Origin of the sequence: Roseibium sp. (genome assembly GCF_039982295.1) — a bacterium.
GTDB lineage: Bacteria > Pseudomonadota > Alphaproteobacteria > Rhizobiales > Stappiaceae > Roseibium.
Window position 1 is genome coordinate 1 of the sequence record NZ_JBDWYP010000011.1, and the last position, 16,819, is coordinate 16,819.

29 protein-coding genes are annotated in these 16,819 nt (G+C 59.8%); 26 read left to right on the plus strand and 3 right to left on the minus strand.

The features are described 5' to 3' along the window. The first annotated feature begins 240 nt into the window (after window positions 1–240). The gene (locus tag ABJZ52_RS01665) at window positions 241–897 is read left to right on the plus strand and encodes a transglycosylase domain-containing protein (protein WP_348199852.1); all 657 of its coding nucleotides are present in this window, start codon (window positions 241–243) and stop codon (window positions 895–897) included. A gap of 444 nt (window positions 898–1,341) precedes the next feature. On the opposite strand, the gene ABJZ52_RS01670 is transcribed toward ABJZ52_RS01665, so the two are convergent. Beyond that, window positions 1,342–1,839 carry a translation initiation factor 2 gene (locus ABJZ52_RS01670; RefSeq protein ID WP_348199853.1) on the minus strand — a complete coding sequence of 166 codons (498 nt, stop codon included), beginning with the start codon at window positions 1,837–1,839 and terminating at the stop codon, window positions 1,342–1,344. Between the two features lie 135 nt (window positions 1,840–1,974). On the opposite strand from ABJZ52_RS01670, the gene ABJZ52_RS01675 reads away from it, so the two are divergent. Then, a complete protein-coding gene (locus ABJZ52_RS01675; protein ID WP_348199854.1) occupies window positions 1,975–2,715 on the plus strand; it encodes a hypothetical protein in 741 nt (246 codons plus the stop codon). 872 nt (window positions 2,716–3,587) lie between these two features. On the opposite strand, the gene ABJZ52_RS01680 is transcribed toward ABJZ52_RS01675, so the two are convergent. Further along, a complete protein-coding gene (locus ABJZ52_RS01680) occupies window positions 3,588–4,070 on the minus strand; it encodes a helix-turn-helix transcriptional regulator (protein WP_348199855.1) in 483 nt (160 codons plus the stop codon). A 151-nt stretch (window positions 4,071–4,221) separates the two neighbouring features. On the opposite strand from ABJZ52_RS01680, the gene ABJZ52_RS01685 reads away from it, so the two are divergent. The 4 genes from ABJZ52_RS01685 to ABJZ52_RS01700 are packed head-to-tail and all read left to right on the plus strand — an operon-like array spanning window position 4,222 to window position 5,223. Then, the gene (locus ABJZ52_RS01685; RefSeq protein ID WP_348199856.1) at window positions 4,222–4,536 is read left to right on the plus strand and encodes a helix-turn-helix domain-containing protein; all 315 of its coding nucleotides are present in this window, start codon (window positions 4,222–4,224) and stop codon (window positions 4,534–4,536) included. Further along, window positions 4,536–4,862, plus strand: a complete 327-nt coding sequence (locus ABJZ52_RS01690; protein ID WP_348199857.1) for a hypothetical protein — start codon at window positions 4,536–4,538, stop codon at window positions 4,860–4,862. The genes ABJZ52_RS01685 and ABJZ52_RS01690 overlap by 1 nt, the downstream gene beginning before the upstream one ends. Further along, the gene (locus ABJZ52_RS01695; protein ID WP_348199858.1) at window positions 4,859–5,047 is read left to right on the plus strand and encodes a hypothetical protein; all 189 of its coding nucleotides are present in this window, start codon (window positions 4,859–4,861) and stop codon (window positions 5,045–5,047) included. Before ABJZ52_RS01690 ends, ABJZ52_RS01695 begins: the two co-directional genes overlap by 4 nt. Continuing rightward, on the plus strand, window positions 5,044–5,223 hold the full coding sequence (locus tag ABJZ52_RS01700; protein ID WP_348199859.1) for a hypothetical protein: 180 nt from the start codon (window positions 5,044–5,046) through the stop codon (window positions 5,221–5,223). Before ABJZ52_RS01695 ends, ABJZ52_RS01700 begins: the two co-directional genes overlap by 4 nt. 84 nt (window positions 5,224–5,307) lie before the next feature. Here ABJZ52_RS01700 and ABJZ52_RS01705 read toward each other — a convergent pair whose 3' ends face one another. Further along, on the minus strand, window positions 5,308–5,592 hold the full coding sequence (locus ABJZ52_RS01705) for a hypothetical protein (protein ID WP_348199860.1): 285 nt from the start codon (window positions 5,590–5,592) through the stop codon (window positions 5,308–5,310). A gap of 156 nt (window positions 5,593–5,748) precedes the next feature. On the opposite strand from ABJZ52_RS01705, the gene ABJZ52_RS01710 reads away from it, so the two are divergent. The 20 genes from ABJZ52_RS01710 to ABJZ52_RS01805 all read left to right on the plus strand — a co-directional run bounded on the left by ABJZ52_RS01710 (window position 5,749) and on the right by ABJZ52_RS01805 (window position 16,814). Continuing rightward, window positions 5,749–6,582 carry a ParB N-terminal domain-containing protein gene (locus tag ABJZ52_RS01710; RefSeq protein WP_348199861.1) on the plus strand — a complete coding sequence of 278 codons (834 nt, stop codon included), beginning with the start codon at window positions 5,749–5,751 and terminating at the stop codon, window positions 6,580–6,582. Beyond that, window positions 6,575–7,030, plus strand: a complete 456-nt coding sequence (locus tag ABJZ52_RS01715; protein WP_348199862.1) for a phage regulatory CII family protein — start codon at window positions 6,575–6,577, stop codon at window positions 7,028–7,030. The genes ABJZ52_RS01710 and ABJZ52_RS01715 overlap by 8 nt, the downstream gene beginning before the upstream one ends. Further along, complete coding sequence (locus ABJZ52_RS01720) at window positions 7,030–9,246, plus strand: DDE-type integrase/transposase/recombinase (protein ID WP_348199863.1); 2,217 nt, start codon at window positions 7,030–7,032, stop codon at window positions 9,244–9,246. The genes ABJZ52_RS01715 and ABJZ52_RS01720 overlap by 1 nt, the downstream gene beginning before the upstream one ends. A gap of 89 nt (window positions 9,247–9,335) precedes the next feature. After that, window positions 9,336–10,100 (plus strand): AAA family ATPase, encoded by a 765-nt coding sequence (locus ABJZ52_RS01725; protein ID WP_348199864.1) that lies wholly within the window; start codon window positions 9,336–9,338, stop codon window positions 10,098–10,100. Beyond that, window positions 10,100–10,738, plus strand: a complete 639-nt coding sequence (locus tag ABJZ52_RS01730) for a hypothetical protein (RefSeq protein WP_348199865.1) — start codon at window positions 10,100–10,102, stop codon at window positions 10,736–10,738. The genes ABJZ52_RS01725 and ABJZ52_RS01730 overlap by 1 nt, the downstream gene beginning before the upstream one ends. After that, complete coding sequence (locus ABJZ52_RS01735) at window positions 10,735–11,118, plus strand: transcriptional regulator (protein ID WP_348199866.1); 384 nt, start codon at window positions 10,735–10,737, stop codon at window positions 11,116–11,118. The genes ABJZ52_RS01730 and ABJZ52_RS01735 overlap by 4 nt, the downstream gene beginning before the upstream one ends. A gap of 3 nt (window positions 11,119–11,121) precedes the next feature. Beyond that, window positions 11,122–11,430 carry a hypothetical protein gene (locus ABJZ52_RS01740; protein WP_348199867.1) on the plus strand — a complete coding sequence of 103 codons (309 nt, stop codon included), beginning with the start codon at window positions 11,122–11,124 and terminating at the stop codon, window positions 11,428–11,430. After that, window positions 11,427–11,855: a hypothetical protein gene (locus tag ABJZ52_RS01745; RefSeq protein WP_348199868.1), complete on the plus strand. Its 429-nt coding sequence runs from the start codon at window positions 11,427–11,429 to the stop codon at window positions 11,853–11,855. The genes ABJZ52_RS01740 and ABJZ52_RS01745 overlap by 4 nt, the downstream gene beginning before the upstream one ends. Then, window positions 11,852–12,511 carry a DUF3164 family protein gene (locus tag ABJZ52_RS01750; protein ID WP_348199869.1) on the plus strand — a complete coding sequence of 220 codons (660 nt, stop codon included), beginning with the start codon at window positions 11,852–11,854 and terminating at the stop codon, window positions 12,509–12,511. The genes ABJZ52_RS01745 and ABJZ52_RS01750 overlap by 4 nt, the downstream gene beginning before the upstream one ends. Window positions 12,512–12,516: 5 nt before the next feature. Further along, window positions 12,517–12,816, plus strand: coding sequence for a hypothetical protein (locus ABJZ52_RS01755; RefSeq protein ID WP_348199870.1), 300 nt, complete (start codon window positions 12,517–12,519; stop codon window positions 12,814–12,816). Window positions 12,817–12,819: 3 nt separating this feature from the next. Then, window positions 12,820–13,062 (plus strand): hypothetical protein, encoded by a 243-nt coding sequence (locus tag ABJZ52_RS01760; RefSeq protein WP_348199871.1) that lies wholly within the window; start codon window positions 12,820–12,822, stop codon window positions 13,060–13,062. 4 nt (window positions 13,063–13,066) lie between these two features. Further along, complete coding sequence (locus ABJZ52_RS01765) at window positions 13,067–13,264, plus strand: hypothetical protein (protein WP_348199872.1); 198 nt, start codon at window positions 13,067–13,069, stop codon at window positions 13,262–13,264. After that, a complete protein-coding gene (locus ABJZ52_RS01770; protein WP_348199873.1) occupies window positions 13,261–13,893 on the plus strand; it encodes a regulatory protein GemA in 633 nt (210 codons plus the stop codon). Before ABJZ52_RS01765 ends, ABJZ52_RS01770 begins: the two co-directional genes overlap by 4 nt. After that, a complete protein-coding gene (locus ABJZ52_RS01775) occupies window positions 13,890–14,192 on the plus strand; it encodes a hypothetical protein (protein WP_348199874.1) in 303 nt (100 codons plus the stop codon). Before ABJZ52_RS01770 ends, ABJZ52_RS01775 begins: the two co-directional genes overlap by 4 nt. A gap of 3 nt (window positions 14,193–14,195) precedes the next feature. Further along, the gene (locus tag ABJZ52_RS01780; protein WP_348199875.1) at window positions 14,196–14,555 is read left to right on the plus strand and encodes a helix-turn-helix domain containing protein; all 360 of its coding nucleotides are present in this window, start codon (window positions 14,196–14,198) and stop codon (window positions 14,553–14,555) included. 116 nt (window positions 14,556–14,671) lie between these two features. Next, on the plus strand, window positions 14,672–15,436 hold the full coding sequence (locus ABJZ52_RS01785; protein WP_348199876.1) for a hypothetical protein: 765 nt from the start codon (window positions 14,672–14,674) through the stop codon (window positions 15,434–15,436). Further along, on the plus strand, window positions 15,433–15,969 hold the full coding sequence (locus ABJZ52_RS01790; RefSeq protein ID WP_348199877.1) for a hypothetical protein: 537 nt from the start codon (window positions 15,433–15,435) through the stop codon (window positions 15,967–15,969). Before ABJZ52_RS01785 ends, ABJZ52_RS01790 begins: the two co-directional genes overlap by 4 nt. Continuing rightward, complete coding sequence (locus tag ABJZ52_RS01795) at window positions 15,969–16,202, plus strand: TraR/DksA C4-type zinc finger protein (protein ID WP_348199878.1); 234 nt, start codon at window positions 15,969–15,971, stop codon at window positions 16,200–16,202. The genes ABJZ52_RS01790 and ABJZ52_RS01795 overlap by 1 nt, the downstream gene beginning before the upstream one ends. Continuing rightward, window positions 16,189–16,506 (plus strand): DUF2730 family protein, encoded by a 318-nt coding sequence (locus ABJZ52_RS01800; protein ID WP_348199879.1) that lies wholly within the window; start codon window positions 16,189–16,191, stop codon window positions 16,504–16,506. Before ABJZ52_RS01795 ends, ABJZ52_RS01800 begins: the two co-directional genes overlap by 14 nt. A 2-nt stretch (window positions 16,507–16,508) precedes the next feature. Further along, window positions 16,509–16,814 carry a hypothetical protein gene (locus ABJZ52_RS01805; protein WP_348199880.1) on the plus strand — a complete coding sequence of 102 codons (306 nt, stop codon included), beginning with the start codon at window positions 16,509–16,511 and terminating at the stop codon, window positions 16,812–16,814. Window positions 16,815–16,819 lie beyond the last annotated feature (5 nt).

Consider the following 16,819-nt stretch of genomic DNA (forward strand, 5'->3'; position numbering starts at 1 on the left):
GGCAGGCGCAGCCCTGATCGGGCATGCTGCTGCCGGGTGATATCGGTCCACATGTGCAACTCCGTCTTTCTTCGCAAAATCGACAGAACCACAAGTAACTGATATCACTCAAATTATTTATCGGTCAGGCTCTTAGACCGATCTCAATTCGAGACGAAATCGTCAAACCCGGAGCTCTCTTTCGCCATATTTTCAATTGATGTCTTGGAGATTGTGATTGGAAACAAGGGTCCGAAAGCCGTGAAAAAAGTCTTGAAGGTCTCTGCAGCCGCGCTTGTCTTATTCACAATCGCGGTCGTCAGCTATGGTGCATACGGATACTTCGATGCGATTTCCAAGGCGGATGATTTACGAGCCAGGGCTGACGCACTTATTGCCGACAATCTTGGCGCAAAGTCGCTTGGCGAGAGCCGATACAGGCAACTGCTCCTTGTACAAGACCCTCAGTTCGAAACACATGGCGGAGTTGATATAACAACACCGGGAGCGGGTATCACGACGATTTCACAGTCGTTGGCGAAGCGTGTCGGCTTCGATGAGTTCACGCCTGGGATCCGAAAAATCCGGCAAATCGGTTACGCGTTTGGTTTGGAACGCGAGCTTAGCAAGCAACAAATCATGGCCCTATGGCTTGATACGGTCGAGATGGGGCGTGGTCCGGATGGATGGGTCACTGGATTTCACCGTATGAGCGAAGCAGCTTTTGGCGCGAGACCGCAGGCGATAGACGAAGAGCAATATCTTTCGCTTCTCGCGGTATTGATTGCGCCAAGCCGCTATAGGATCGGCTCAACCGATGAAGCGCTTTCTGAGAGAGTACGAAGAATTCGTCGTCTGGTTTCTGGCGGGTGCGCCCCGCTCGACAATTCTGATGTTTGGTTCGCAGGATGTAGCTGAGCCATCAGCCGCGTTTCGAGCGCTTTGCTGATGTAAGTGTTGCTGACTTTCCGAACGTTGTGTAACGCGCAAGAACGGATGGCACAGGCGGGGAGAACCGGGGAGATGCGGGGAGTAGAGGTTTTTGGCGGAAACTCGCCGATTGTTGGCGGGGAGCCGTGGGGCAAGGTGGAAACCGGCGCGCAACTTCACTTGGCACAAAGTGAGCCGATTGCGGGTTGGCCGATTTGGGCGAGTTGGAATTCCCTTTAAAAATCAATGAGCGCGCAACTTCGAGGGAGGAACTGCTCCGCATTTTTTGCGGCCAGTTCCTCCCTTGGTGTTTTTGGCGGATTTCTGCTGTTTCTCGCTCGCAGGAGACCGGCAGCGCGGGCTTGAGGTGGGAACTGGCGCTTTTAGCTAAAGCGGTCTGTGCGCGCGGATTAAAGAGCGTTCAAATGAACTTTAAACTCCGCCGGTTTGGCGCATGACGGCATCGGCTTGTTTCTTTTCCTTTGCTGCGATTTCCGCACGGATGGCCGACAGGTCGCCCTTGGGCTTTTTCGGGTCTTTAGGAACCAGCTCGACCAAGACAGGGTTCGGACTGTGATCAAGTGTGGCCCCGGTTGCAACATCAACACCGGCACCGATGACGCCGCCGACCAGGATGTTGCCAGCGATGCCGGCTGCGCCCCCTGGTGCCAAGGCCGTGGTCACCATAACGGTCTGGGTGTGATAGCCCTCTTTGGATACGATAACCGAAAACTCCTGCTTTCTGTTCACCTCAAGCGAACAGGGCGAAGTGTTGCAGCTCATGCCGATGCTGGTGGCGATCTGCGCCCCTTCCGGCGACGCATAAATATGAACTGTTTCGGTGGTTCCGCGTGTGACACTGGCGCATCCCGTCACCAAGCTTGCGATCATCCCCGTCATCAGGGCGCTTCTAATAAATACCGACTTCATGTGGCCTCCCCAGCCTGTGCAATTTTAACGTTATAGTTAATACATAAATGCAACCGTTCGGCACGCTGTAATTGCTACCCTTGGGGTATTTTGCCCCGTAGTCTGGTATTCCGACGGGGTTTTGCAGGTGAATTCATGAACTTAATTGGGGTGCTGGGGGCGGTCGCCTTTTTCGTGACCGCAGGGGCTGCTGAAGCTGAGGATGTTCTGAGAGATGTTCGGACGGGCATTGCCCTTAACCTGCTCTCGGCCGAGCGTATATTCCTCGGCGTCGATCACGCGCTGGATACCGCCGGATACGCTTTCAAGATGATCAGCAACACGCGTGTCGTGCATGAGGAATTCCGCGAGATTGCGGAACGGCTGCCGGGTGTTCGCGCGATCATTGCGATAAGTCCAGATGGTAAGCTGGCGATCGACAGCTACCAGTATCCAACACCTGACGTGGACTTGAGCGACCGAGAATATGTCAAGCGTGCTCGTGACAACTTAGGCCTTTACATTGGATCGGCCGAGATCGGAAGAACTTCCGGAATTCCCTTCCTGCCGGTTTCTAAGCAGGTGGGCGACTATGTTATCGCTGCCATCGTGGCACCTCATTTCCTGATCCATGAAGAGGGGCGTTGTGCTGATTGTGTCTCTGCGATCATGCGGGAAAACGGTACAGTTATTGCGTCGTTCCCGCCCGCAGCCGAGATCCCGACGAACGTACTCAGTCTGCCGCTCATCAACCGCATCATGGAAGGCAATTCCTCGTCGTTGTTCAACGGGACTGACTCGGTGGTAGGTTGGCGCAGATCCGGATTATATTCTTTCATCGTTCTGGGAGCAAAAGGCCTGCGTACCAGCGCACTTACCGCTGTCGATGACCGATAGCAGGTATCTCATCGCCACGATCTGAGAGCTGCCCGCGAACCGGTCCAAGAATGAAATCTTTTCCTGGGCGCGTTCCCACTCGACGGCAGGTGAACGTCCCGAACTGCAAGCGGCCATTGCAGTCAACCGGCCAAGGGCATCGTCACTTATTTGGGGTTGTAACTGAGAGCCGATGCGTAAGCCGATCGTCGAACCTACGACCAGTGATAATAAAAGTGCTGCAGCCACAAGGTACTTGCGTCTTGACCATTCACCACTATGCCGAGTCGTTCTGGAAATCGCGTCCTGAAAATGCTGGTCAATCATGGTCGAATAGCTTCTGATAATTGTGTTTTTTCACAAGAGATCAGGATGCTAACTCATGTCTTTATTCATCCGCAATGGTATATATTCAGATCTAAATGCAATTTCTGAGATACATAGCTTGTGCTGGCAGGAAGTCTACTCCTTCATGCCCGTTGTGGTACACAATGCAAGGTCAATGAACTACCGGAACGCGCAATGGGAAAGCTGGTTTCGCGACCCACCGAAAGGTGAGACCCTCGTTGTCCTGTGTGACGACAATGAGGTTGTCGGCTTCGCGCTCTCCAAACCAAATTTGGATCCGGGCATAAGTGCAGCGGGCGAAATGCACGCAGGTTACGTCCTGAGCGACTACCGTGGAGGTATGAGCGGGCCTGCCATGATGAAAGCACTCGCCGACAAGATGGTTTGCCTGGGCCAATGGCCTGCGTGTATCTGGGCTTTTAGAGAAAATCCGCACCGCCGCTTCTACACCGCGCTTGGTTGGCAGTCCGTGGTCCACAGAGATAGGCTGATTGCCGGCGAGCTGATACCGGAAATAGGATACACCAGTCCAGCCTATGAGACGCTTAGAGCTCGCCTTGATCGGATGCTCTTGTCAGCCGCTCAGCGCCAAAGTCAATTACCTTCTCAGCGGACTTTTCATCCCGCTCATCGAGCGTCATGAGGTAATCAAACAAACCAAGGAATTCCTCGGCAAACGGTTTTGGTTTGACCCGTCGCAGGTCCTTGCCCGCGACGGAAAAAGCGACGTTGTAAATAACCTTACGAACGTGGGCCAAGCTGGTATCAGCTACTTCGATATCACCTCCATAAAGCGTGTTCCCCATCCCAGTCAGAAGCCAGTCCAAACTTACGCCGGTCACACGCGAATAGGCGGCTAGTGCCGCCGCAGTAGGCTCTCGCAGTCCGTTTTCATAGTTCGACAAGGCTGCTTGGCTGAAGCCAAGCGCAGCTGCAAAACTTTTTTGATCGCCGTAGACGGACTTTTTCCTAAGTAATTTCAATCTTTTACCTAGTTCAGTCTCCGGCTCTTTTTCTGGCTTTGCCACAAATACACACTGAACATCACGTTTGTAATTGATTTAATCACAAACGTGATGTACTCCTTTTATCAACTGCATGGAAGCAGTCGAAATTTAACCCATTTGCCCAAGAAAACGGCCTGTTGCAGCAGACCGTTTTCCCAATTCGAGGATCACCATGACCAAGAAGACATGGGACCGATATTCCATCAAAGAAGAACTGCACCGTCGTGGCATGACGCTGAGCGCACTGGCTGAGCTTAACGGCATGACGCCTGCTCGGTTCTGCCAAGTCTGGACCCGTAATGTCCGGAAGGCGGAAAAGGCGCTGTCCGATTATCTGGGCGTTCCTCTCAAAGAGCTTTTTCCTGACCGCTATCCGATCCGGCGCTCCCGTATCCTTAGTAGCAGCAATGAAGCCCTGCTGAAAAGTCAGAAAGCAGAGGGCTGCGCTGACGGTGACGGCAAGTCATCTGACAAGAGGGCAGCTTGATGGGGACCGTTCATCTGTCGCTGGCTAACAAGATGGCCAGTGCGCCTGTTGCCGCGCAGCCGGATCGTTATGTGTTGACCAAGGTCAGTAGGGCGGGGCGCCGGTATTTCCACACGGGCATCAGGCATATTGTCGAGCTGGATGACGGGGCACGGGCACCTGTTGTGCGCACCAGTCTCTTCGCCGGGGATGCGAAGGTCTATGACCGCTCGCAGGGCGACGACATTGCCAGGATCGTGGCCTATTACAACCTCGATCCGATCAGCGATGCTGTCTGGACGGCCGTGCCGCTCGATGCGGCCCTGGCGGAATGGGGGGCGTCATGATCGAAGTCCATCCAGCCGCTGGTGCTGTCTTTCTTATCGGTTTCCTGGTGCTGCTGTTCGGCCTGATCACTTATTCCAGGGCAGGTGCCTCAAGGCAGGCCGATCGGGAGTTCGGCGACTGGCCGGATCAGGTGGCCGATCGCGCCCGGCGCATGCCTGATGACCCTGGGGAGGGCGCAGAATGATCCTCCCTGATCAGGATGCTGGTCCGACCTGGCCGCAGCGGCCCTATGTGCCGCAGCCAAAAGGTCCGCTGGATGGCTGGATCTTCAAGGTTGCCGGATGGGGGCTGATTGTCTCCAGCGTCTGCCTTGCCGCCCTTGGCGTTGATGCGGTGATGACCGCGCTGTTTTTCAACTAGGAGCGATGCAGATGCCGAAGCCAGATAAGCACTGGATATGGGATCCGATTACGGGTGACTTAGGGCCGGAGCTGATCCTTCCACTTAGCTTGCGTCCCGCCGAAACTGCTCGGCACGATCAATTAGCCGATCGTATGCCTGGATCATTTGCCCGGTTGTTTGAAGCAAGTCGTCAGCTTGTTCGGCCGATATGGCTTGCCCTCCGTTGTTCGTTCGAACGGCATTCCGGAGGCGAGCGATGAGGTTCTGCCGAACTTCTTCTGACGGTGCGGCGCTGAGAAAATTGGCGAGCAGAACCTCCAACAGGAATTTCTGCGCGTTGAGCTGCGCGAGGATCATGTCTCGTTCGTCTTCGTATCTGTCACTCATTCCAGTTTCCTCCTCGGTTCGGGTCGCACTGACACCGTAGGGGAAATGCGACACCTGCAACAGTGGTGTGATTGAGGCGCTGCCTTTCCTCCCTCAACCTTGCCGGGCGGTTGAACCGCCGCCCGGTCTTTTGAACCCCGTTTAAAGAGGTTTCCCTTGTCAGAGTTTCTCCCTGTTTCAAAGATTTCCGTGCCGGATGGACGGTTGCGCCAGGTTGATGAGGACTGGGCCGCGTTCATTGGCGCGTCGATGAAGGAAGTCGGTCAGAAAGCGCCTATCGATGTGGTTGCCGAGGGTGATGGCTTTACCCTGGTTGCCGGCGGGCACCGGTTGCGGGGCGCCCAGCTTGCCAAGATGAAAACGATCGAGGCGCGGGTGCTGGTGCCGGAGGCTGGCCAGACGGCGGATGACCTGCGTCTGCATGAGGTTCTGGAGAACCTTGCCCGCAAGGACTTCAACGCCCTGGAGCGCTGCGAAGCGCTGTTCGAACTGAAGCGGATCCATGAGGCGAAGTTTCCGGACGCCAAGCATGGTGGCAAGCGGGGAAATCAACACACGGGCGGCGAAAAGAGGCAAGTCGCAATCTTTGCGTTTTGCCAAAGTGCGTCAGAAAGCACCGGCCTTTCGCGCCGGTCGGTCGAGCTGGCCGTGCAGATCTTCGAAGGTCTGAGCCCGGCCACGCGCGAGCGGATCAAGGGCACGGCGATGGCCGAAAAGCAGGCGGACCTGAAGGCGCTTGCGGGCATGGAGGCTGAGCTGCAGGGCAAGGTTCTGGATCTGGTGTTTGCCTATCCGGACCAGCCGATGGCGCTGGGGGATGCGGAGCGCAAGGCGCGCGGGCTTCCGGTCCTGAATGATGCGGACAAGATCCTGCGCGCCACCCAGGGCGGGTTGACGCGGCTGTCCAAGACCACGCGGCAGATCCTGTTTTCGACCTACAAGGACGAGATCATGGAGATGGCCAAGCGCGAGGGCTGGATCGATGGCTAAGCGCGACCCGATGACGCCGGACCTTTTCACCGACTACACGCCGCCAGAGGTGGCGCTCGGATTTGGTGACCGGGTTGCGCGCGGGGGCGATCTGGCCTCCCGGATCAGCCGGGCCATCGGGCGGGCGCTGAAGGATTGCGGCAAGGACCGCGAGACGGTGGCCGCCGACATGAGCGCAAGGCTCGGAACGCCGGTGTCCGCCTCTGTCCTGGATGCCTATGCAAGCGAGGCCAAGCAAACCCACAACATCACCGTGGAGCGCTTCGCGGCCCTCATTCATGCGACGGGGCAGAGGCAGCTGATGGGCTTTCTCGGCGCCGAGTTCGATCTGGCTGTGGTGCCGAGCAAATACGAAACCGTCATCCAGCTGGCGCTGCTCAACGACCATATGGCCGGGGTGGCTGACTACAAGAAGTTGCTGGAAGCACGGATCAAGGGAGCGAAGTGATGAGGCTCTGGCTGACCGCCCAGGAGATTGCCGATCTTGCGTTGCCGGGGTTCCCAGCGACAAAGCGCGGCATCCAGAAGCTTGCCGAACGGGAGGGCTGGCCTGCGTCCGGCATGTCACGCACGCGGCAGGGCCGTGAAGGCGGCGGCGGTCTTGAGTATCACATCGACCTTTTCCCCATGGCGCAAAAGCTTTCCTATGCTGCGAGTTTTGTGCGGTTCGAGCGCGAGGACCTTCGCACGGAAACGGATCTTGCCCTGAGCCCGAAAGAGCGGGAGGCGCGTGATGCACGGCTGATCGTGGTCAAGGTGGCGGACCGGTTCCGGGACACGACCGGCATGCAGGCCGGGGCGTCTGATGATCTGTTCGCCCGGCTTTATCAGGGCGGGGATGTGGCCGTGCCTGACTGGGTCAAGGCAGCTGCCGGCAAGCTGTCCCGGCGCACCCTGGCACGGTGGCGGCAGCTGGCGCGCGCGCAGAAAAACCGGCTGGCCCATGATCCTGGCAAGGCCAGGAAGGGCACCGGCATTCTTGACCGGGCAGAAAATGGCGAGCTGCGCAGCTATTGCCTCGCCGCCTATGCGTCAAACCAGTTCCTTTCGGCCAAGCATATCCGCAATGCGGCGCTGGCCAAGTTCGGCAAGACGGTGCTGGTGGAGACATCGGAGGGCCAGAAGCGGGTCGACATGCCGCCTTTAAGGACCTTTCAAAACGCCCTTAAAGGCTGGAAATCGGACCTTGGCGGAGCGCTGCTCAAGATTACGGATCCGGACGCCTACAAGTCCAAGGCGCGGTTCGTGGCGACAGGGGCCAATAGGGTGGACCGGCTCAACCAGGTCTGGGAAATCGATGCATCGCCATCGGATGTCATGACCACGGATGGACGCCGCAACATCTATCTGGCGATTGATCTCTATTCCCGCCGGGTGGTCATTCTGGTGACAGACACGGCGCGGGCGGCAGGTGTCTCCCTGCTGATCCGCAAGGCGCTCACCCAGTGGGGCGTTCCGGAAGTCATCAAGACAGACAACGGCTCTGACTTTGCTGCCAAGTCGACGGTGCGCCTGCTGGAAGCGCTCAACATCGAGCAGGAGTTTTCAACGCCCTATAGTCCGGAACAAAAGGGCACGGTCGAGCGGGCTATCGGGACATTTCAGCGCGATTGCTGCGCCACGCTTCCGGGCTTTATCGGGCACTCGGTGGCAGACAGAAAGGTGATCGAAAACCGCAAGGCCTTTTCGGCGCGGCTCGGCACGGATGACGCCAAGCTGTTTCATGTCGAGGTGAGCGCTGCCGAGCTTCAGGCCGAGGCAGACCGCTGGGCACGGGAACAATACGCCCATACGGCCCATGAAGGCTTGAAGCGCAAGACGCCCTTTCAGGTCGCCAATGCCTGGCGCGGCGAGGTTCGCTGGATCGAGGATGAGCATGCGCTCGACGTTCTGCTGGCGCCGGTGGCTGGCGGTGAGGGCCTGCGCCGGGTGACCAAGCAAGGCATCCGGGTCGATCACAGCTTTTATCTGCCCGACTGCGCCCTGCCGGGTCAGGACGTGTTCTGCCGCCACGACCCGTCCGACCTGGGGCGTCTTTGGGTCTTTGCCGAGGATGGCGAGACATACCTTGGACAGGCGGTCTGCCCGGATCTGGCCGGGTTAGATCCTGCCGAGGTGATTGCAAAGGTGCGGGCCGGTCAGAAGGCCGTCGAGGAAGCTTTCCGGGGCGATATCGCCAAGGCCAAACGGCAGATCAATTCGCGCACCATCGCCGAGGCGCAGCGGGAGGCTCATCGGGACAATGCCGACATTCTGGCGTTCCCGAAGGCCGGCACCTCACACACCACGGGGGCACTGGCCGCCTCCCGCCATGTGGGCCAGAGCCAGACGGCAGCGCCCCTGAGCCCGGCCGAGCAGGCGGCGATGGCGCAGCTGGAGGCCGATGGACAGGACGGCAAGGCCGGAAAAGGCGCGCCGATCGCGGCAAGCCCAAGGGATGGCCTGCCCGACATTGGCCCGAAGGTTCTGCCCCTGGGCTCCAAGGATACGCCGGAACAGCGGTTCGATTGGGCCGTGCGGATGGAAGCGCGGATCGCTGACGGGCAGGCCTTGAGCGACCAGGATGCGGTCCGTCTCAGCCGCTATCAGGCATCTGCGGAATATCGCGGTTTCAGAATGATGAGAGGCGAAACGCCTTTCCAGGAGATCTCTGCGCCGCGCTGACGGCAAAGAGAAAAGGCGTCCGATGTGGGGACAAAGGACGCCTCAAATGAAGCGCCTTGAAGGGGCACAACAGTAGGGATGACCAAAGAATGTCGAACGTTTCGCAACATGTCAACTCAAGCGCCGGGCAGGGCTATGCGGCCCTGAGCAATGTCGCCCGGTTCTTTACCCTGATCCAGACCTTGCAGGATCGTGGCGCCAATCTGCCGGGGATCGGGGTCTTTCACGGAAAGAGCGGTTTCGGCAAGACCATCGCGGCGATTTTCGCCCAGAACAAAACCAGGGCGCTGCGCCTTGAAGTCGGTGACAGCTGGACCAAGAAGAAGTTCCTGGAAAAGCTGCTCGCCGAGGCCGGTGTCGCGGCGCGCCGTGGCTCCATTGCCGATCTGACCGAATGGTCGATCGAGGCTCTGGCCGATGACTTCAGTCGCCCCCTGATCATTGATGAGGCGGACAAGCTGGTCGACAAGGGCATGATCGAGCTGGTGCGCGAGATCTATGAACATGCCCAGGTGCCGGTGTTGCTGATCGGCGAGGAAATGCTGCCCGAAAAGCTGATGAAGGTGGAGCGGGTGCACAACCGGGTTCTGTCCTGGGTGCAGGCGCAGCCCTGCAGCGTTGAAGACGCCCAGAAGCTCGCGCAGCTTTATTGCCCGGATCTGCATGTTTCTCCGGAGCTGATCCATCTGATCGTTGAAAAGTCGGAAGGCCGGGCGCGGCGCATTTGCGTCAATCTCAATCTGATCCTGCAGGAGGCGCGCGTCTCTGGCGCTGATGACCTGGGCGTCGATCATTTCAGTGCCGGCTTTTTCTACACGGGCGAGCCTCGCCGCATCGGCCGGAGGGCTGCCTGATGTCCATCCAGCTTGAACTGAAGGTGACCGCCGGACGGCCGGTCTATCGCGGACACGACCATTACTGGAGCGTTATCCGGGACCTTGGCAAGGACGGCGCAGCCTTCACCTTTGCCGAGATCGCGGGGCGCTGCAACGATCCGAAAGATGACTGCATCACGGACTTTCTGCGCCGTCTGGTAAAGGCCGGATTTGTTAAGGTTACCAGCACCCGCCGGATCACCACGAATGTCGGATCGACCACCGATCAGCGGACCTATGAGCTGATCAAGCGGCCATCCGCAACACCCATCCTCAATCGGGATGGACGTGCCGGGAAACAGGGGCTTGGCCAGGTCCAGCTGTGGAATGCGATCCGCGCCATGGCGCGCTTTGATGCAACGGAACTGGCCATCGCCGCCAGCACGGACGAGGTTTCCATCGAGCGGCAGAGCGCCCTGGCGTATTGCCGGCATCTCGAAAAGGCCGGTTATCTTCAGATCATCCGGAAAGGGTCTGGCCGGGTCAGCCGTGTCTGGCGTCTGCGTCCCAAGCTGAACACGGGGCCAAAGCCTCCGATGATCCTGAGAACCAAGATGGTCTGGGATCAGAACCGCGCCGAAATCATCGGCACACCGGTCGCGGAGGTGGCAGCATGAGCGCGGTTCAAAAAGCCATGACCATGGAGGAAAAGTCCGCCGTCGCCTGGGGACAGGTGCCCGACTGGGTGAGCGAACTGGCGCGTATGGTCGATGCGCGGGGGCTGACCGAAACGGCCTCGAAAATCGGCTATTCGAAAACGGTTGTGAGCCAGGTCATCGGCTCGAAATATCCGGGCGATCTGGCGAAGGTCGAGGACAAGGTGCGCGGCGCGCTCATGGGCCTTGTTGTGATGTGCCCGGTGCTGGGCGAGATCGGCCGGGATGTCTGTCTGGAAACCCAGGCACTGCCGCATGTGATCACCAACAGCACACGAACCCGCGTCTATCGCGCCTGCCGCAGCGGCTGCCCGAACTCGGGCCTGAAGGGGAGGGGCTGAGCCATGATGTTGAGCCATGACCTGACCAACCTTGCCGCGTTCGCGTCTCTGGAAGCCCTGTCCGATCACGACATGACCAACGAGACGCGCAAATTGCTCACACTTCTGGCGGATCGGCTGGAAGTCTGCGCCGGCCGCGCCGCAAGCCTTGAGGACAAGAAATCAGTGGGAACGGTGCTTGTCGATCTCGGCGACGACAAGGTGACGCTGTTCCCGAAGGTAAAGCGGCCGGTGCCCGCCACCGCGCCGGAGAAAGTGGTTTTTCTCGGGCTGGATCGCGCCCGTTCAGACGATGGGGGAGATGTGGCATGAGCCGTCTTTGCAATCCAGCCGATGCGCGGATCCTGGGCATGGCCGCACTGGGGCATGGGGTCGAGGATATCGCTGTCAGCTGCGGGATTTCCCAAAGGTACACCCGCAGGGTGTTGGTCGATGCCGGTGCGGCGGGTGTTGCCAGCCACGCCCGTAACCTGGAACGGGCCATCCGCTTCGCCATTGCCGAAACAGAAAAGCGTGAGGCAAAGCCCTCAGTCCGGCAGGCCGATGCTGCAAGGCCGAGCGGCATGGTGGGGCTGCCGGGCGTCCAGGCTGACCGGCTTTATCAGACCAATCTGACCGCCGCCATTTTTGGCGACCCCCTGCCTGGCGAAAGCGCATGGGAGCGGAAAACAGAAGCGGAGCGCCAGACCTTCCTGTCTCAAGGCAGTGCCGGGACCAACAGAGGACAAAAGACATGAGTTATGCAAAGGCCGACGAGGCCGTGATCAACAAGGGCGTGCAGGAGATCAACGGCGTCTCCTACATGGTGGACGCCAAGGGCAGCCTCACGCCGCTGGAAGTGGTGAACCCAAAGCACAAGCTTGAAGACGAGACAGTGCGCAAGGTCACTCATTATGCCCGGCAGCTTTCCAGCCAAATCGCCCGGTTCAAGGGGCACACGTTCACGGATCTGGGCGAGTTCGATGCCCTCCTGGAGCAGGAATATGGCGCCAGCCGGGGCGGAAAGCGAGGCAACCGCACCTATCAAAGCTTTGACGGCTGCCTGAAGGTGTCCGTCCAGGTGGCTGATTTTGTCGACTTCGGGCCAGAGCTTCAGGTTGCCAAGACCCTGATTGACGAATGCCTGAACGAGTGGGCCGCTGACAGCGGCCCGGAGATCCGCGCCGTCGTGACGCGGGCCTTCAATACGGACAAGGCGGGGCAGATCAACCGGTCCGAGATCTTCATGCTGCTGCGCCTGAATATCGAGGATCCGCGCTGGAAAAAGGCGATGGATGCAATCCGGGACGCCATGCGGGTGACCGGGTCCAAGACCTACATCCGGTTCTATGAGCGGGACACGCCGGACGGGGCCTGGCGCGCGATCACCATCGATCTGGCGCGGGCGGAGTAGGGGCGATGATGATTGCCTATTGCCATGCCTCCGGACGCATCAACTTCTGCAGGAGCTGGGATGCGGTGCCGAGTGGAGCCATTGCGTTCCTCGACAATGATGGCGGTCCCTTCGGACATCTGAGCGATCAGGGCCTGCGGGATGCGGTGAGCGTCAAGGCGCGTCATGGCAAGCGTTTGAACACGTTGCTGGTGCCTGGTGTGCCGGAGGCGTCATCTCAGCCTGTCGGACTGGATGCCCTTGAGAAGTGGTGCGCCTGGGCGTTCCCCGGCAGCCGTTTCGCTCCGCCTGCGAAGAAGAACTGACCCATGGCCCGGAACCGCGACCGTTTCACGCTTGATGAGCTGCAGGCGGAACGCGAGCGGCTCCAGGCTGACGTGGAGAAACACAGGTTCCGGCTGCACCGGCTGCCGGAGCTGACCCGGCGGCTGAAGACGGTCACCACCGAGCTGCTGCGGCTGGAAGCGCAAGCCGCCTGCCAAAAGAAACAGGCCATTGAACCTTTGGGCGACGTGCGGCCCTGCCAGCGCCGCCTGCCTTATGTGGAGTGAGTTGATGACAAACACCGAACGTCTGGCCTTTGCGATGTGGCGGTCAAAGTTTCCCGACCCTGTCGCCCGCCAGGTGCAGGCCGGACAGGCTCTGGATGATGACCTGCGCCGCGACTGGGACCGCAAAAAAGGCATCTTTGTCGGCCTCGCCCATGCGGCCCTTGAAGAACTGGAAATCATTATTGAGGAACGCCGGACATGAGCAACGCCCTCGCACGCATCCATATCCTGAAAAAAGACGCCGGCCTTGATGAGGACAGTTACCGCGATCTTATGGCCCGCGAGACTGGCAAACGCTCGGCGAAGGACCTGAGTGACGGCGAGCGCCGGGCCTTTATCACGGTTTTAAACGGTCTTTCAGGCGGGGTTAAACCGGCCCGGAAAGCCTCGGGCAAATTTGAGAAGAAGCTGCAGGCCCTCTGGATCGCCGCCTACAACCTCGGTGTGGTGCATCAAAAGTCCAACAAGGCCATGATCAGCTTCCTGAGGCGCCAGACCGGTCTGGATCACAGCCGGTTCCTGGTGCATGGCGATGACGCGGAAAAGGCGATCGACGGTCTGAAAGTCTGGATCCGCCGGTCGACCGGAAATGATGAGCTGTTCCGGACCGACAAGGCCAATCCCCGCCTTTACAATGATCCGAGGTTTCAGGTGTGCGCGCATATCTGGTCCGAACTGGTGACGCAGGACCGGATGCCTGCGGCCAATCTGACGGTGTTTCTGACCCAGGAGACAGGCCACGAATGGCCGGACCATCTGGAGCCGGGCCAGTGGATCGCTGTCCAGAACAAGCTGGGCCAGTTGCTCAGGGAGAAGGGGCGTTCCTCATGAGGAAAAATCAGTCTTGCCGCGCGCCAATGCAGCGCCGACCGGCCGACATCGATGTCAGTGATCATGCCGTCCTGCGTTGGCTGGAGCGCATCCACGGTCTGTCCGTGGACACGATCCGTTCCCATCTGGCAGGGCAGGCCCTGACAGCGGCCGAGCTTGGAGCAATCTCCAGCATTGCCGGATCGGTCAAGCTGCACCTGCAGCAGAACGAGGCCACGGATGAGGGCACGCCGCTGGTGGCCATTGCAACCGTCACGCGGGGCGGGTCTTCACGCCGCGTTTACCGGCGCAGGAGGTGAGTGATGGATATCCCGGCAAATCTGCGGCCTTTCGTTGAGGCCCTGGGAGAAAAAGAGGCGGTCAAGCTGTTCCTTTCCGTGGGCGGTTCGGAGATCTATCTGCCGCAACACTCCAGCCCGCGCTCGATGACGGCGCGCACCATAGGCGCGGAAAACGTCGACAGGCTTGCCAAGAGCCTTGGCTATGGCTATTACAAGATACCTCTAGCGCGCCAATGGTGCGCCGAGGTAATGCGATCGCAGGGCTTTAGCAATGCGGAAATCGCTCGCACGGTCCGCGCCGATGTGGCCACTGTGCGCCGCTGGCTCCCCGCAAAAGACAGCGGAAGCCAGCCCGATCTTTTCCAGGACCCTCCAGCCTGAAGACCCCCCCATCACCTGCGCGCCTGCGCGGGTGATAGCTTTCCGACATTCATGACAGGTTGATCCTCAACCGGCGCGCACGCACAGCGCGCCTTCCGGCTTGAGATGGTCCCGTCATGACAGATCCCTTCTATATTTACCGCCCGGCGTTAGAGCTTCTCGGCACCTCCGAGGGGACCGACAAGGGGCGCGGTTACAACGAAGCCCTTTCCTATGGGGCCTATACCGGCGGTGACCGTGAGCTGGTCGCCATGACGCTCGATCAGATTGACGAGCTTCAGACCGCCATGCTGACCCATCCCAAAAACAAGTGGAACTCTTCGGCGCTCGGCCGTTACCAGATCGTGCGCACGACGCTGCGCAAGATCCGCAAGGCTCTCAGGCTGACCGGGCGCGAGCTGTTCGATGAGGCGATGCAGGACCGGATGGCCTGTTTCCTCCTGGGCGGGCGCGGCATTGATCGCTGGCTGGCCGGCAAGATGTCCCTGAACGCGCTGCTTCTGGCCCTGTCAAAGGAATGGGCCTCCCTGCCGACGCCCAAGGGCAAAGGCTATTACGGCGGCCAGAATGCCAGCGTGTCTGTGGGGTCGGTCCAGGCGGCTCTTTATGAGGTCCGCCGCCGGCGGGCGGAATATGGCGCACCCATGCAAGCGGCTCCTGACAACGGTGGCGGCGGAACTGCCGCCGCTGGCGGGGCTGTTGTTGTTGTTGGAACAGGCGCCGGGGCCGTGACTGGTGCTGATGACTGGAGCGGGCTGGCGATCTGGGGCGGTGCGGCTCTTGTCCTGGCTGTTGCCGGCTTTGTGGCCTGGCGCAACCGGGATGAAATTGCGCTAGCCGTCTATTCCCTCAAAACCCGATTTTCAGGAGACAAGTCATGATGTCCGCCATCGTCGGCATTCTTGGACCTATTGCCGCCAAGGTCGGGGCTGGCCTGGTCAAGGACGCCCTTTCCAATCACCTGGGCAAGGCCGGCGGCGAGCTGGCGGGTCGGGTGATCGATGAGATTGCGATCCAGGCAGGCGTCCGGCCAGAGGATCTGTCTGATCTGCCTGTCGTAGATGTTGAGGATGCGATCCGGACCGTCGAGGGCGACATGCCCCAGATCCTGGCGCTTTGGTCGCAGGGGCTCGACGGGCAGTTTGCCCTGTTGCAGGCGGAGCAGGCGGAAAATGCCTGGCAGTCCGGCTGGCGCTGGGGATGGATGTATCTTCTCGGCCTCATGTGGTTCGTGCGCCTGATGGTGGTGCCGGTTGTCGATGTGATCGCGCAGACCCGGCTTGGCGCGGAGATGAATATCGAGGTCATGCTGACCCTGACCTCCTGGTTCCTCGGTCTTTACATGGGTGGCCACACGCTCAAGGCCTTCGGGGCGCAGATCGCCGAGGCGGTCAAAGGCATGAGGCGCGGTTGATGTCTGGCGCGAGCAATTTTGACGTGGAGCTTGCCGAGGGCCGGGTCTTGCAAGAGCGTGATCGCGGTCTTGCCCGGATTGCGCACCAGCTGGGCGGCGAGGGGGCAGACGACTGCATAGCCTGCGGCGAGCCCATCCCCGCAAAGCGCCGGCAGGCCATGCCATCGGCGCAACGCTGCGCCGGGTGCCAGGAGAAGGCCGAACGACGGGGGCGGCAGTATGCAAGAGGTTAAAGAGTGGCTCGGCGTGGTCGGCAGCGTGCTTGCCCTGGGCGGGATCATCTACACCTGGATGACGACGCGCAGCCGCATGAACGGGGAGGCCATCGCAGCCCATGAGCGCAAGCTTGGCGAGCATGACCGGCGGATCCAGCAAGTCGAGAACGAGGTCGGCCACCTGCCGACCAAGGATGACTTCAACGAGCTGTCCCTGAAGCTTGAACGGTCCAACGGAATGCTGGCCAAGATCGAGGCGGAATACAAGGGCGTTCATCAGGCGGTGCAGCGGATCGAGCGCTATCTGACAAAGGATCGGTGATCATGAGTTCCGAACAATACAAGGCATATGTCGATGAGCGCGGCCGGATGGTGATCCTGCAGGTGCTGACGGCCGAGGTGAACGGTCACCTGCGCGAGGAATTGCTGCAGAAGGCGCTCGACATCTACCTGATCAAGCGTTCGATCGAATGGGTGCGGACCCAGCTGATCAGGCTGGAAGAGCTGGGGGCTGTCACCATCACCGAGGATGAAGGCAAGATGATCGCCGGCATCACGCGCGCCGGCCGCGATCACATGGAGCGCCGCTCACGGTTGGCGGGCGTTGCCGCGCCCGATGACAAGGTGTGAGCGAC